Origin of the sequence: Sphingobacterium hotanense, from assembly GCF_008274825.1 — a bacterium.
Taxonomy (GTDB): Bacteria; Bacteroidota; Bacteroidia; order Sphingobacteriales; family Sphingobacteriaceae; genus Sphingobacterium; species Sphingobacterium hotanense.
Map to the genome: position 1 here is coordinate 272927 of NZ_CP030848.1, position 15769 is coordinate 288695.

13 protein-coding genes are annotated in these 15769 nt (G+C 37.2%); 10 read left to right on the top strand and 3 right to left on the bottom strand.

The features are described from left to right. Positions 1-248: 248 nt before the first annotated feature. Positions 249-710 (bottom strand): hypothetical protein, encoded by a 462-nt coding sequence (locus DSM08_RS01180; protein ID WP_149524425.1) that lies wholly within the window; start codon positions 708-710, stop codon positions 249-251. 210 nt (positions 711-920) lie between these two features. Here DSM08_RS01180 and DSM08_RS01185 point away from each other — a divergent pair, with 210 nt between their 5' ends. Both DSM08_RS01185 and DSM08_RS01190 read left to right on the top strand, forming a co-directional pair. After that, a complete protein-coding gene (locus DSM08_RS01185; protein ID WP_223110849.1) occupies positions 921-2834 on the top strand; it encodes a tetratricopeptide repeat-containing sensor histidine kinase in 1914 nt (637 codons plus the stop codon). Then, a complete protein-coding gene (locus DSM08_RS01190) occupies positions 2827-3459 on the top strand; it encodes a response regulator (RefSeq protein ID WP_149524427.1) in 633 nt (210 codons plus the stop codon). The genes DSM08_RS01185 and DSM08_RS01190 overlap by 8 nt, the downstream gene beginning before the upstream one ends. A gap of 2372 nt (positions 3460-5831) precedes the next feature. Here DSM08_RS01190 and DSM08_RS19250 read toward each other — a convergent pair. Continuing rightward, positions 5832-6980, bottom strand: a complete 1149-nt coding sequence (locus DSM08_RS19250; RefSeq protein WP_246172387.1) for an MSCRAMM family protein — start codon at positions 6978-6980, stop codon at positions 5832-5834. Positions 6981-7383: 403 nt separating this feature from the next. Here DSM08_RS19250 and DSM08_RS01200 point away from each other — a divergent pair, with 403 nt between their 5' ends. The 5 genes from DSM08_RS01200 to arsB are packed head-to-tail and all read left to right on the top strand — an operon-like array spanning position 7384 to position 10467. Next, the gene (locus DSM08_RS01200) at positions 7384-7710 is read left to right on the top strand and encodes an ArsR/SmtB family transcription factor (RefSeq protein WP_149524428.1); all 327 of its coding nucleotides are present in this window, start codon (positions 7384-7386) and stop codon (positions 7708-7710) included. A 4-nt stretch (positions 7711-7714) separates the two neighbouring features. Next, positions 7715-8281, top strand: coding sequence for a hypothetical protein (locus DSM08_RS01205; protein WP_149524429.1), 567 nt, complete (start codon positions 7715-7717; stop codon positions 8279-8281). A gap of 52 nt (positions 8282-8333) precedes the next feature. Then, on the top strand, positions 8334-8798 hold the full coding sequence (locus DSM08_RS01210; protein ID WP_149524430.1) for a DUF6428 family protein: 465 nt from the start codon (positions 8334-8336) through the stop codon (positions 8796-8798). Between the two features lie 19 nt (positions 8799-8817). Then, positions 8818-9432: a low molecular weight phosphatase family protein gene (locus DSM08_RS01215; protein ID WP_149524431.1), complete on the top strand. Its 615-nt coding sequence runs from the start codon at positions 8818-8820 to the stop codon at positions 9430-9432. A gap of 3 nt (positions 9433-9435) precedes the next feature. Beyond that, positions 9436-10467 (top strand): ACR3 family arsenite efflux transporter, encoded by a 1032-nt coding sequence (gene arsB, locus DSM08_RS01220; RefSeq protein WP_149524432.1) that lies wholly within the window; start codon positions 9436-9438, stop codon positions 10465-10467. A 25-nt stretch (positions 10468-10492) separates the two neighbouring features. On the opposite strand, the gene DSM08_RS01225 is transcribed toward arsB, so the two are convergent. Then, a complete protein-coding gene (locus tag DSM08_RS01225) occupies positions 10493-10930 on the bottom strand; it encodes a DUF3408 domain-containing protein (RefSeq protein WP_149524433.1) in 438 nt (145 codons plus the stop codon). 495 nt (positions 10931-11425) lie between these two features. Here DSM08_RS01225 and mobA point away from each other — a divergent pair, with 495 nt between their 5' ends. From mobA to DSM08_RS01245, 3 genes are all read left to right on the top strand, one after another. Continuing rightward, positions 11426-11860 (top strand): conjugal transfer protein MobA, encoded by a 435-nt coding sequence (gene mobA / locus DSM08_RS01230; RefSeq protein ID WP_149524434.1) that lies wholly within the window; start codon positions 11426-11428, stop codon positions 11858-11860. Between the two features lie 4 nt (positions 11861-11864). Continuing rightward, the gene (mobB, locus tag DSM08_RS01235; protein ID WP_149524435.1) at positions 11865-13130 is read left to right on the top strand and encodes a conjugal transfer protein MobB; all 1266 of its coding nucleotides are present in this window, start codon (positions 11865-11867) and stop codon (positions 13128-13130) included. A 452-nt stretch (positions 13131-13582) separates the two neighbouring features. Next, entirely contained in the window at positions 13583-15754 is a 2172-nt protein-coding gene (locus DSM08_RS01245; RefSeq protein WP_149524437.1) for a TonB-dependent receptor, read from the top strand. The last annotated feature ends 15 nt before the right edge of the window (positions 15755-15769 follow it).

Sequence of the window (15769 nt, forward strand, 5' to 3'; positions counted from 1 at the left end):
ACAAAAATCGTTTGTTTTTTAACGGTGAGGATAACTCCTAATGTCAAAAAAGTCAAGAATACTGGATAAAGAGTAAAAAAAACAGCGTGAATCGAGATCAATGACAGACCTAATGCTAAAAATAGATGAACGCAGGCTATTACAATCATTCCTACTGTTCCGATGGAAAAAAATGGGTGAAATTTTCTCATTATACTATTATTTGGGTTTGATAGGCTAAAGATAATAATTTAAATCAGAACCTGATTTTATTGTTTTACACCTTCAAAACGAAAGCGAACATCTGTTGCGGATTGCTCATCTGTACTCACACTAATGTTTTTATTAGAACCATAATAATGAAAGATACCTTCTAAACTACCTGTTAAGGAAACAATATCCTGTGTGTTTTCGCCAAAACAAGCACAAGTTTCAACAGTAAAAGTTTTAGGTGTTACATACGAATATTCTTCGCCTGATTTTGCGGTAATTTTTAATTTATTTCCTCCTTCTTTGGTAACGATAACAATAGCATCAAACCATTCATAACGATTATATGTATTAGATGCGCTTAATTTTCCTTTATACGTTCCTACTGCTGGATCAATAGTTCCTTGCGCTGGTTGTTCGTGTCCGTTGTCATCATCTTTACTACAACTTATAGTTAGTGTTCCCAATATTAATACCGATGCAAGTGCTAAAAGAGCAAATTTTGTGTTTACTTTTTTCATGATTATTTTCAATATTTATGATGAAAAGCAAATTTCAATATAATATAGAATCATGACAATCATCGAAAACCTTGATATTTTTTCTAATGGTTTACCATGATTTTTTTGGGAACAGAAATGACAGCTCTTTTATTTGGATATTTGCGGTTTAATTAGTTAGTGATGTATAAAAACTTTCTGATCATAATAGTTATGTTGTTTTTAGGCAATATGATACAAGCCCAACAACTTGTCCCTTTAGACGAAGTAGCTTATGTAAAACAAATTAATCGTACCATTGAAAATACGAAAAGTGATAGTGTTCGCTTGTATAATACGCTATTACTGTCTGAATATTGGGCACCAACAGATAGTTTAAAAAGTAAACAAGCACTTGATAAAGTACTATCATCTTCTCAAAAAAACTCATTAGCTAAAGGAATTTTACAATACTATCAAGGTGTTTTCTATGCTAACCAAAGTAGTAAATCACAAGCAAAAACATATTACGAACAAGCTATAAAAGCTCTTGAAAACGACTCGATCAACATCGCTTTTTTAATTAAATCATGGTATAATTATGCTTATATACAAGTAGAAGACAAAGGATATGATTATATGGTTAAAACGCTGACAGAATATTGTATTCCGTTGAGTGAAAAAAGTAATAACATAGAACTGTTAGCCTATAGTTATACACAGCTAGGATTAACATTTATGTCGGTTGGGCAATTTGACAAGGCTGAAGAATATCACAAAAAAGCCTTAGAACAACTTGAAAAAATAAAAATCAAGAATAGTGTGCATGTGGTTACTTACTTAAATTTGGTAAGTAATTATTGCTACAAACCCGATAGTAAAACGGCTAAAATATATTTGGATCAGGCAAAAGAACTTATGAAGCCTTTTCCTGAATCACAGCATTATCCTAATTATTATTATCAGGAAGCTATGTATTATACTACTATTCAGGACTTTGATAACGCATTAGCCAGTCTAAGTAAAGGAGCCAAATTAGCTAAAGAGAGCAATCAAACGAAATTATTGCACATGTTGTATTTTAGAATGTACAATGTGTATTTGATGCAAAAAGATTATCGCAAAGCGAAAGCACAATTAGAGCATATTTTAGCTGAAAAAGTATTAGCTAAAGAAGCTGTAAATCGCAGAATAACTTATACGCAATTGGCTGCGGTTAACGATATTTTGGGAGAGCATAAAGAGGCTTATCAATGGATGAAGCAAGCGAGTTTGTTAGGTGACAGCTTACAACAAAACAAATTGTTAGAAAAAATTAACGAACTGGAAATTTTGCATCAAACAGCTGATAAACAACAAAAAATAAACGATTTAGAAAAAGAGAAAAAAGCAAATGAGTTGTTGAGTAAAAACAAAAATTTGCGAATTACTATTTTGGGCATTGCTCTTATATTAAGCTTGGTTATTGCTTTTTTAATTTTTATCAATTACAAGAAACAACAGAAGTTAAACAAACAAATCAGTCTGAGTCATGAGCAGGATTTACTTCATATAGAAAATCAACGTAAATACGAAGCAACACAAGCCATATTACAAGGTGAAGAGCAGGAGAGACAACGAATTGCACAGGATTTACACGATAGTATGGGCGGTATGTTAGCAAATATACGAATGACGATTTCGGCTAATGATTCGTTTAATAAAGAAAAGGTAATTGAAAAATTAGATAAATCTATTGTTGAAATGCGTCGTATTTCCAGGAATCTGATGCCCGAAACACTGAAAAACCTTGGTTTGGAAATCGCTCTAAAAGAATTGTGCGAAGCGATGACACAAAAACAGTTTGCCATTCAGTTTGAAGCCTTTAATTTATCAGAAAACATTCCCTTTAAAACACAAATGGCGTTGTATCGTATCGCACAGGAAAGCATTAGCAACATTACAAAATATGCTCAGGCAACCAATGTTATTGTGCAAATCAGCCAAAATAAGAATATACTGAATTTAACCATTGAAGATGACGGAATAGGGTTTGATAAATCTGAAATCGTATATGGATTAGGCATAAAGAATATACAAAATAGAGCTCAATTGATTAACGGAACGGTTGAAATTACTTCGAATAAAGGAGAAGGAACTACCATAAATGTGGAATGCTATGTATGATAAAAATAAGATAAAACTTGCCATAGTTGATGACCATCCAATGATTTTAGAAGGATTGAAATCACTATTAGAAAAAGATACTAAATTTCACGTTTTTTCCTTTACCAAAGGAGCTGCTGTCATAGATTTTATTCAGGAAAACAAAATAGATGTCGTTTTGCTGGATATTGTTTTGAGCGATGGAAACGGATTGGATTTTTGCAAAATAATCAAACAAAAAGCGCCAAAATCTATCGTCATTGCATTAAGCAATCAAGCTGAACGTAGTATTATTTTTCGTTTTTTAGAAAATGGCGGAAACGGATATATTTTAAAAAATGCAGATTCACGGGAAATAATTGACGGTATCGAAAAAGCGCTGAACGGCGATCTGGCATTGAGCAGAGAAGTGCAGGAGATTATGCTACGGACTTCAGTTACAGATTTTGAGCTTCCCAGATTAACCAAAAGAGAAAAGCAAATTCTTCAGGCAATTGCCAAAGGTAATACTTCTGCTGAAATAGCCGAACAATTATTTATTTCTGTGATAACCGTAGAAACTCATCGCAGGAATATATTGCAGAAGTTTAAAGCTAAAAATATGGTTGAGCTGATAAAGATTGCATCACAGAATCAGCTGATTTAAGTCTTTGACGCCTCGGTGTTTGGTTGCGTAGTAGCTTCAGCTCCCCTGAGAGAGTACGTTAAGGTTTTCTCGCTAGCCTATCGATAACTGATTAAGGCAACGGTAAGCGCTTGTCAGCGCGGATTCCCAAGAAAATCATTCTCGGCGAACCATTCGAAAAAGTCGATAAGATAGCTTGCTAAAAGAAAAGCGTTGTTTGTCAAAATGGATATCATCTGCAGACTGAAAGCTTCAAGTTGGGACCGTGGCAATTGTTCTATAGGCAGGCGAAGATCTACAATGTGAGTTTGGGCCAAACGGGGTATTCGTCTTTCAAGTTCTTTTTCTGCGATTGACCTCTTGGAAATTAACGAGCAGAACTCTACCCAACACCGACGATTTTTAATTGTGGACAAGCGCATTTCAATCAAAAAAGGGATTGTCCTAGAGAAAATCAGCTGATGAGAATCTAACCGTGAATATCAATAAATAAGCCCAACTCGTTATGCAAAAGTTGGGCTGATAAACATAAACTACTGAGTGTGCCTATCAAAAAGTTGATAGAATTCAAATTTAAGAATTTATTTGAAATCCAAGAAAGCCCAGCGTCAATTGGCGCCAGGCTTTATTAATTAACCTCTAAATTTTATGTGAATTTAGTGAATTATTATTAAAAAGCAGCATATTGAGACTGTGAGTAAGGTTGTCTTTCTGAAAAATTGAACATCACTTGTAACCTATTGAACCCTGGTGCCGGAGTAAATACTATTGCAAATACTGAAATTCTTGGATGAAGCACTGCTAGCCGAGATCAGAAAACTCAGCGACGATATTAATAAAAGAAGCCTAGGGTGAATATTTCCGCTAGGCCTCAGTACAAGTTATCATTACAGTATGGAAAACTGCGAAATAAAGCCTAACGAAGAGCACTCCGCCAGGCTCGAATTAATTGTTTTGAAGCAGTCTTATAAAAATAAAAAAAATGAAATAGAATCAAAAAATTTGTACCCCTCTTTTTTAGACCATGAAAAATCAATACTTGAATTCCAATGAAAATTTGATTGAACAATCGCCTGGATCCTTGAACTGAAGAAAACTAGTCCGGCAGCAAATGATCCGCCAGGCCAATTAATTAACTATTTTAGAAAAGTGTTGGATAAAACTAGTAAAAGCCCACGAGATATAGATGTTCGATTTGTCTGTCGGGAATATTGTGCAAATACTGATCATGACAGATATTATTGACTAAGTGAGACTGCGGCATGATTGTAGGATGTAAGAACTATCGAGTTTACCTCCCATCAGCGATGCCATTTCCGTAAATTTCGATCAACGATTTTTTTAATTAGCATTATCCCATGACCGTCAAAAAGTATTGACAGAGGTCGGTACAGCTACCTAATACCGCGCACCTGAGCAAAGTTAGAATGGCAGATCTTGGTTTAGACCTAACAGATAATCGATTCCAAAAATCAGAATCAGCCAGAGCGCGACACTGATCATAAATACAGTCAGCTCATCTGCGAAGGGAGTATGTTGAGGAGTTTTCACATTATGTTCAAATTTATTGACTGCCTATATATTTTCTGTCGTGTTCATCAATACCTCATCAGGTACCCTGTAAATATTACTAATACGGGGAATAAGAAATTTTGTTTGCACGACTGCGAATTTTGAAAGCTAAACAGAACAGGCTTGTTAAGCACATTGAATTGTGCGAAGCAATAGGAGCAAATTAATGCATGCTAGTGTTGTGTCTAATATCATACAATGCTTTATTACCATGACTAAATACTAGATGATCAATCCCTCGAAGGAACCGATTCTTGCGGCTCAAAAGGGAAAATCGTTGTTGAGAATTCTGCTATTGCTAGAGTTAAGATCCAAGGAGCTTGATTGAAACGTGCTTATATTGCAGTAGACGAAGAGCTGATTAAATATATGGATTATCTTTTTTCCCATGGCGAGGTCACATGTATTTTCTTTTTTTAGAAGAGAGCAACTATTTCTGTTCGAGATCGGGTGGTTCGTGCTTCGCAGTCGCGACAGCATACAAGATAGGCGGACCACCTTACAGGAAGTCAAGATCTAGCACCCTCTAATCGGATAAATGTCATTAAGTTGGACAGTTACCCATCGACCTCCGCAATTTTAGTGACCGAAGGCCAATAACCTGATTCATTCAAGAGCAGCCCGAAAAGAACTAACCATCCAAAATGGACAAGTCTCCATGGCTTGGGTCAATTGGATTTTAAGCCCGTCGATGTCCAGGGCAATAGGAGTCTTTTCGATTTCACCAGCACAACGTACTCTTGCGAGGGTATAACTATGTTTGTTTCTAGCTAGTAACGTGTGTTTTAGTCGCGCTTTGGATAGTAATAGCTTAAAATCAGCTAGAACTTCTGAACTTCGATATCAATATTATTCGCATCAAAGGCAAAATCGATATCATTCACATCTTTGTCAGCAAAAACAGTAATCATTTGTTGATTCTTAGTAAAATTAAAGCTTCTGTTTTCTACAAAGATCGAGTAATCATCGGGTGGAAGATTGAACAGATAATGTCCGTTTTGATCTGTATAAGTCTCGTAGATTTGCCCGAGGTGATTTTTAGCGTATACTTTTATTCCATGTATGTCTGTGCGCTGCGTTTTGTACTTATGGTTATTCTCGATGAGTTTTCCGCTTACTTTCTGTAGCATTATTAGAGGAACCTTTAAATCCGTGTTCTTTGTCAATAAGATTGTTTGGAAACCCGATGCCTTCCATTTAGAAGCTGAAACAATCTCCATTTTGTAGGTTCCTTTTGGCATATTGTTAAACTTCACTCTTCCCTGTTCGTCAGTAATAGCTATATTATCTCCCAACTTGACAACGACGTTCGGCTTCGGCGACTCATGTGCTGAAAATTGGCCGTCATTATCCAGGTCAGAATAGAGTAGGATTTCAACGGAATGGTGTGCGGGCTGATTGATTTTTTGCAAATTTTTTCGCACACCGACTCGGAACTGTGTGTTGTACATCTCATGTCCCCACAAGCGCTGCTGAATCTGTGTATATCGGAAGGTACCCGACAGTTCCCAAGAAGGGCGAATCGTGTAGCGTACCTCGCCTTCGGCGAAGCCCATCCATGATGAATAGGAATTCATGTAATCCAGGCTAATGGAGGTCCGCCCCTGCAGCCGTCGTCCCAAGAACGAAAGGTTATAATGCGGTCTTATCGAAACATTATAAAACGGCTTTTCGTTTCGCTGTACGGTCTGATTGTTTTCAGCATTTTTATAATCCGAACGCATAACAGTTTTTGTCGCACCTATTACGCTTTCGGGTTCGGCCGGTTGCTTTGGTGGTTCAGCAGGTTTGCCCCCGAACAGCCTGCCAAGACCTAAACCCTTTGTGTCTTTGAATTGACGTTTAAAGTTGGCAATGAAATTGGAAATTGGGTCGCTGTTCTTATCGACCTGCATAAAAGGTGTGTTCTTTCTTTGCTCGGATTGTTCTTTCTCTTTCCGCTCTTTGTCGGTAATTACTTTTTGTGCCATAGGTTCAAAATTTTCCCCAATGTAAACCATAGAAGTTTACTCCATTTGCCTTTGGCATTTAGTGGCAGTCTTTGGCAGTCAAAGGCATTTTGATAAAAGGAATATTTGAAAAGTGTACCCAAAAAAGAACAAAAAGGCAGCAAAGGTAAGGCGGACAGCCACCACACCGCCCAACCAAAAGCTTACGGCATAATGGCAGGGCAAAAAGGTGGCTTCGCCGAGTTGTTGTGTTTGCCCTGCCACCCTTCGGGACTTATTCCGTTTCCTTTTGGTTTTCCGCTTGTCCGTCTTGATTGAACAGCTTTCTTTTTTTTCTGTTTTTTTCTTTGAAAAGAATTTTACGAAAAAACCTTTTGTGTTTAAATTTATTATTGTAATATTGCGATATTAAAATACAAAAACAATGGGAGCAAGCAAAACAGACCATTTCACAGACCAGCAAAACCAAATTGCGATAGTCGCAAAAGCATTGGGGCATCCTGCAAGGATAGCCATTATAGAATATCTATTGAAAGTAAACGCCTGTATATGCAGTGATATAGTTGATGAACTGCCATTGGCACAGCCTACCGTTTCACAGCATTTAAAAGAGTTGAAAAACGCAGGATTGATAAAAGGAAATATTGAGGGTAATTCTATTTGCTACTGCATCAATGAAAAAACCTTTGACCTACTGAAAGAATATTTTTCAAAAATCATCTTTACCGTAACCAATCAAAAATGTTGTTAGCCGTATGGAAGTTGCATTTATCCTTTCAATAGTATTACTGATAGTTTATTCAATATTGGCATTGTTTGACGGTGTATTTCTGCATTTATACAAATACCGTTTATACGAACATAAGGAAAGCAAATTTGAACATCTTACGCATACCGTTAGGGCTATTCTGTTTACAGGTATTCTTATTTCCTTATTCATCAACATAGAAAACAATAGCTTGTTTTTATTCGGTTCTATTTTGGTAGTCGCTGATATTATCACATTGATTATTGATGCTTATGTAGAGAAAGACAGCCGTCAATTTATGGGAGGTTTGCCACGTTGGGAATACATTATACATCTGTTGGTAAACGGTTTTCATTTCGCAAGTATAGCAGTATTCTTAGTGATTAAAATAAACCTTGACAGTAATGGAATTACATTAACGAACAACTTTCAGCAGGTAGAGAGCTTTCATATCTTTAGAGCCATAGCTGTAAACCTGTTGTTCGGAGCCGTTTTAATAAGCCTATTACATATCTTGGTTTACTTTCCAAAATTCAATTTCTACTTTAATAAGTTGCGACTTAAATGTTGCTAAAAAATTTACTTATAACAATCGTAATATTACTATATAACAATAACTCAAAACAATGAAACTATCAAACATCAAAGAAATCTTACCAACATTAGACAATGTTGAATTTCAATTAGAAAACGGAACTTTTGTTCCCGAACATTTCCACGTTACGGAAGTAGGTATTATTACCAAACACTTTATTGATTGTGGCGGAACAATTAGAAACGAGCAAGTCGTCAATTTCCAATTATGGAATGCCAACGATTTTGAACACAGATTAAAACCAACCAAATTATTAAACATCATTAAATTATCCGAAGAAAAATTGGGCATTGATGATGCCGAAATAGAAGTAGAATATCAGAGCGAAACAATCGGTAAATACGATTTGGATTTTAACGGAAACCATTTTGTACTGAAGAACAAACAAACCGCTTGCTTGGCAAGTGATGCCTGCGGTATTCCTGCCGAAAAACAAAAAGTAAAATTATCAGAGCTGAACAGTGCTTGCTGTACACCTAATTCGGGCTGTTGTTAAACCCTATAAACTAATCGTAATGTATAAAAATTTAGCTGAAACCATAAAGGGAATAACTGATGTTCAGACCATAAGCGAGGAACGTAAAACCGTATTACAGCCGTTGGTAGATTACATACAGCAAAAGGTAAATAGCGGACAGGAAATAAATCTAAATTTCATCTGTACCCACAATTCACGCAGAAGCCATTTGTCGCAGGTTTGGGCACAGGTGGCAAGTGTATATTACCATATTCCGAATGTGCATTGTTATTCGGGCGGTACGGAAGAAACGGCACTATTTCCAAAAGTTGCAGAAACATTGACTAATCAGGGTTTAAACATCTTTAAAATTGCAGACAATAATAATCCTGTATATGCTATAAAGTATAGTGAAAATACTTTACCTATAATCGGTTTTTCAAAAAAGTACGATAGCCCTTTCAATCCTGTATCGGCATTCACAGCCATTATGACCTGTTCGCAGGCAGACGGAGGATGTCCTTTCATTGCAGGGGCAGAAAAGAGAATACCTATCACATTTGAAGATCCGAAAATTTCAGACGGTACAACAGAGCAGACAAAAGTCTATACAGAGAGAAGTTTGCAGATAGCAACTGAAATGTTCTATGTTTTTTCAATGATTAAAAAATAACCGATGCAACCAAAACTAAAATTTCTTGACCGTTACCTGACCCTATGGATATTCCTTGCAATGGCATTAGGTGTGGGCTTGGGCTATTTCTTTCCCAATATTTCCAATCTAACAGATAGTTTGTCCGCAGGTACGACCAATATTCCGTTGGCAATAGGCTTGATACTGATGATGTATCCGCCATTGGCAAAAGTAGATTATACATTATTACCCAAAGCGTTTAAGGATAAAAAAGTAATCGGAATATCCTTATTGCTCAATTGGGTAATCGGTACGGTACTGATGTTCGGGTTAGCCGTTCTGTTTTTAAGGAACGAACCTGATTATATGACAGGCTTGATACTGATAGGCTTGGCAAGGTGCATCGCAATGGTAATCGTTTGGAGTGACTTAGCTAAAGCAAACAGAGAATATACAGCTATGTTAGTTGCGTTAAACAGCATCTTCCAGATACTTTCTTATAGCTTCTTAGTTTGGTTATTCATCAACGTATTACCTGCAAAATTAGGATTAGCCAACTTCAATGTAAGCGTATCAATGAAAGACGTAACCGAAAGCGTATTGATATACTTAGGCATTCCATTTTTAGCAGGTTTTCTAAGCCGTTATTTCCTTATCAAATCAAAAGGTATAGAATGGTATAACCGGAAATTTGTACCCCGAATATCGCCCATTACATTATATGCTTTACTGTTTACAATCGTATTAATGTTCAGTCTGAAAGGCGATAAAATATTGGAGTTGCCAATGGATGTAGTAAAAGTAGCCATACCGTTAGTAATCTATTTTGTACTGATGTTTTTTGTGAGCTTCTTCATCAATAAATCCCTTAAAGTTCCTTACGACAAAAACGCATCTATCGCATTTACAGCCACAGGAAACAATTTTGAATTGGCAATAGCCGTAGCCATAGCGGTTTTCGGTATTCATTCGCCACAGGCATTTGTGGGCGTTATCGGACCATTGGTCGAAGTACCTGTGTTGATACTATTGGTAAGGGCAAGTTTATGGTTAAAGAAAAAATATTACAATTAGATTTAATGCCCTGCCACTTTAGTATTTAAAACAATGGCTTGTGCTTCTCGTTATAGATTTCCTTAATCAATTCCCCGAACTCCTGAAAATGGTACTCAATAATGTTGTCCAGATACGCATAAATCGTCAGCTTATCAATGCCCATAATGTTTATAAGCCTGTTGAATGTTTCGTGGTGTTCCTGCCTTACATAGACCGATTTTCCTTTGCTTGCCGTAGTGTTCGGGATTTTAAAGAACTGTCCGCAGTAATCCTCTTTGGTCAGCTTCTTTGGCTTTGATGTCGTTCTTTTGGCATTGCTTGCTGACGGTCTTGTGTGTTCCGTTTCCGCAGTTTTTTCGTTTGCTGTAAGGTCGTCCCGATGCTGTTTCTGTGCAGGCTGTTTCTTTTCATAGCCAAGAAAATTTTCTAAAGAAAAATCCTGTGCTTCGGGTTGCTGTTTTTTGTCGTCTTCGTGTATCATATCACTTGTTTTAATGTTGTTTCATATTAGCTGTTTGGTTAGCTGAACAGCCCATTATATATACCATTGTATCTATACACCTGCATATTTTTAATTAGCTGTTTCATTAACTAAAAAGCCAATGGATTGCCTGCAAGCACTTTAATCCATTGATTAACTCCTTAGCCAATCAGCCAGCTAACCATATACAAAGGAAATAAAAGCAGTCCCAATCTTAATCAGGATGGTAGTCAGTGGCACTATTTGGCGTTCATTGTCGTGTTTGTAAATAGCTGTTATTCAAACACTCTTGTCGAACTTTGTAACGGAAGCGGTTGTTTTTTTCGGCTAACTCCAATCCGTTTTGCAAAACGGATTTTTCTGAACTCCTGTTCAGAGCAAGTTATCTTTTGAGGTACTCGAAATAAATTTCGGCACCTCAAAAGCACTTGCCCTTGCAGGGGGCTGGAAACGGCTCCGAAGTCGCACGTTTATTAAAAATTAAAATGGATTATTATGGAAGAGAAAAACAGAAAACAGATTAGGAAAACAGGAAGGAAACCGAAGAATGACCCTGCCGTCAATCGGTATTCCATTAACCTGAATGCAGAGGACAATGCCAAGTTCCTTGCCCTCTTTGACCAATCGGGAATGAAGATAATGGCACATTTCATTACGGCTTGCATCTTTCAAAAGACGGTTAAGACCGTTAAAATTGATATGGGTGCAGTTGAATATCACACAGGACTGACCAAATTTTTCGGTCAGTTTCGGGGAATAGCAACCAATTACAATCAGCTTGTAAAGCTGTTGAACGCCAATTTTTCGGAGAAAAAAGCATCTGCATACCTCTATAAATTGGAAAAACAGACGGCAGAAATGAAAGAATTGTTGTTAAAAGTTTTAATTCTTACCGATGAATTTGAAAAGAAATATCTAAATAAAGAGTGAAATTATGATTGCAAAAATCGGAAAGGGAAGCAATATGTACGGAGCAATCTTGTACAATCAGCAGAACGTGGAAACGGAAAACGGAACGGTTTTGTTGCTGAACAAGATACCTGACACAATGAACGGCAGGTATTCCGTTGCATATTTCAACAAATGTTTTGAGCCGTATTTGTCTGCCAACATCAAAACGGAAAAGACAGTACGGCATATTTCACTGAACCCAGACCCGAAAGACAAGGTAAGCGATGAGCAGTTTACGGCAATGGCACAGGAATATATGGAGCGTATGGGCTACGGCAATCAGCCTTATATCGTTTTCAAACATACAGACATTGACCGAACGCATATCCATATCGTTTCGACCTGTGTAGGCATTGACGGAAAGAAAATACCCGATGATTACGACCACCCACGTTCAATGGCTATCTGTCGGGATTTGGAAACGAAATACAACCTGCACAAAGCAACCGAGCAGGAGCAGAAACAGGGCAATAAAGTTTTTAAACCTGTTGATTATCAGCGTGGCGATATAAAGAGCCAAATTGCTTCGGTAGTTCGTCACTTGCCAAAGTATTACAGCTTTCCGACTATGGGAAGCTATAATGCTTTGCTGTCGCTATTCAACATTACAGCGGAAGAAGTAAAAGGCGAGCGGAACGGTCAGACCGTAAACGGATTGGTATATGTGGCATTGGACGAAAACGGAAACAAGGCAAGCAATCCGTTTAAAGCATCGCTTTTCGGAAAAGATGCAGGGATTGCACAACTGCAAAAACACTTTGAACAGTCCAAAGAAAAAATGAAAACCAATCCCGCAAGGTCAGTTTTAAAGAATACCGTTGAATTGGCTATGCACACGACAAGCAACGAAATAGAATTTAGAAAACAATTGACCGAACACGGTATTAATACCGTTGTTCGCAGAAACGACAACGGACGGATTTACGGTATAACTTTTATCGACCACGAGAGCCGTAGTGTTTGGAACGGTTCAGCTTTAGACAGAAACCTATCAGCTAATGTATTCAACGATTGGTGGAACAACGGAAACAAACCCGAATTAAAAATACAGAACAGCCCTGTTTCCAAAACAAATACATTGGACGATTTGCCAACGAAAGACCTTTTTGAGTTTATTCCACAGGAGCATTCGACTAATTTCGATTTAGGATTATTCAGCTTGCTACCCGCTGCACAGGGCGTGAATTACGAAGAAGAACAGTTTGCCAACCGGATGAAGAAGAAAAAGAAAAGAGGGAGGAGATTGTAATACAATTATCTTTGTCGGAAGAGGTTTAAAAGATATTTTCAATACATTTGCAATATGAAGTATTTATCATACATATTAGCATTATTAGTGTTGGTCTTATCGACCGCACCTTGCTTTATGGAAGATAAATGTCTTGAAACCGAACAGCAAACAACAAGTAGCCAAGAGCAAAACGATGATGATTGCGTAATGGCGTGTTGCTCGCCTTTTTCCAAGTGTAATACCTGTACAGGATTTGTAATAGACTCTTTTTATTTTTCGACAATAAACTCTATACAACTACCTGTAAAGAAAGCAGGTGCAATACCTGCACCGTCTGTTTCAGACTTTCCTTATTCTATTTGGCATCCTCCACAATTGGCTTAATATATGGTGCTTTCCGCCCAAACTGATTTGTTACGGTGCTTTCCACCGTTATTACTTATTTATTAAATATTAAGCATTATTTTTCAATGAAAAAAATACTCTTTGTGTCATTTTTTATGACACTCAACCTTTGTGTATATGCACAAAATACGTTCAAAGCTGTAATTAAAGACAGCGAAAAAAAAGAGCCTTTAATGGGCGTAACCGCACAGGTAACAGGCACTACAATCGCCACAATTTCCGATGAAAACGGACAGATTATATTAACAGGTATTGCAAACGGTTTGCAAGAAATTCAATTTAGTTATATCGGTTTTGCCCAACGTACCGACAGCTTTAATTTTCCGTTAGAAGATACAGCTCCGATTGAAATCCTACTTTATGAACAATCGGAAGATTTGGAAGAAATCGTTATTTCATCAACAAGAAGTACAAGAACTATCCAAAATATCCCCACACGTATTGAGTTTATAGGAAGTGAGGAGTTAGACGAAAAAGGCAATATGAAAGCAGGGGATATTCGTATGCTTTTGGCAGAAAGCACAGGCATCCACGTACAAACCACATCGCCCACAAGTGCCAATGCAAGTATTCGTATTCAGGGGCTTGACGGACGATATACGCAAATTTTAAAAGACGGTTTTCCTATTTATTCGGGTGCTTCGAGCGGATTGGGTTTGTTGCAAATTCCACCGCTTGACTTAAAGCAGGTTGAAGTTATTAAAGGTTCAACATCTACGCTGTACGGTGGTGGAGCAATAGCAGGTTTGGTAAATCTGATTTCCAAGACACCAACGGAAGAAAGGGATTTGCGTTTTCATTTAAACGGAACATCGGGCAGGGGTTTAGACATCAATGGTTTTTACGGACAGAAGTTTAAGAAAATCGGAACGACAATATTTGCTTCGCATAATCGCAACGGAGCTTACGACCCTGCACAAATCGGGCTTTCTGCCATTCCCCAATTTGAAAGGTATGTACTGAACCCTAAATTATTTGTTTACTTCAATGATAAAACAAAAATGAACTTCGGCATTAACACCACCATTGAAAACCGTTTGGGTGGCGATATGCTTTACATCAAAGGCAAAGGCGATAACGCACACCAATATTTTGAAGAAAACAAAACACAACGCTATTCTACCCAATTTGTTTTTGACCATACGGTAAACGAAAACAGTTTTGTACAGATAAAGAACAGCGTAAGTTATTTTAACCGCAATACAGCTATTCCCAATTACGAGTTTGAGGGAACGCAAACATCCACTTTTACGGAAGCAAGCTATACCCACAGCAAAGAAAAGTCAGAATGGGTAACAGGCGTTAATATTTGGACGGACAATTTTAAAGAAAAGCAGATGACCGCATTTCCGTTGAGAGATTACAACCAAACCACATTCGGGGCTTTCGTTCAAAATTCTTTTAAGGCTACGGATTGGCTTCAATTGGAAACAGGTTTAAGAACGGATTACGTGATAGATTACGGAGCTGTTTTTTTACCGAGAGTATCGGCATTGTTTCAGATTGCAAACGGATTGACTTCACGTATCGGGGGCGGATTTGGCTACAAAACACCAACCATTTTTACAGAAGAAAGCGAACGCATACAATATCAAAACGTAATGCCTATTGACGATAATACCAATAAATTGGAAAAAAGCTACGGAGCAAATGCAGATATAAATTACCGTACTAATATTGGCGATGATTGGACATTCAGCATAAATCATTTATTCTTTTACACCTATTTGGATAACCCTTTGTTGCTTCAAAATATAGCTACAAATACATATCAGTTCATCAATTCATCGGGCTACATTCATACCAAAGGAACAGAAACAAATATCAAAATCGGTTATGATGATTTTAAATTGTTTTTGGGCTACACTTTTACCGATACCCGATTGATTGAAAACGGAACAAATACCGAAAATCCACTAACACCAAAACACCGCATTAACTCTGTACTTATGTATGAAATAGAGGATAAATGGAAAATCGGTTTGGAAGCCTATTATTTTAGTCCGCAAAAGCTCAATGACGGAACAACAGGAAAAGACTATGTTATATGTGGCTTTATGGCTGAAAAAATTTGGGAACGGTTTTCTTTGTACATCAACTTTGAAAATTTCTTTGATACAAGACAGACACGTTTCGACAACATTTATACAGGTACAATAACCAACCCTGTTTTTAAAGACATCTATGCACCATTAGACGGATTTGTAATTAACGGAGGAATAAAATTTAGACTTTAAGAAGATGAATAAAAC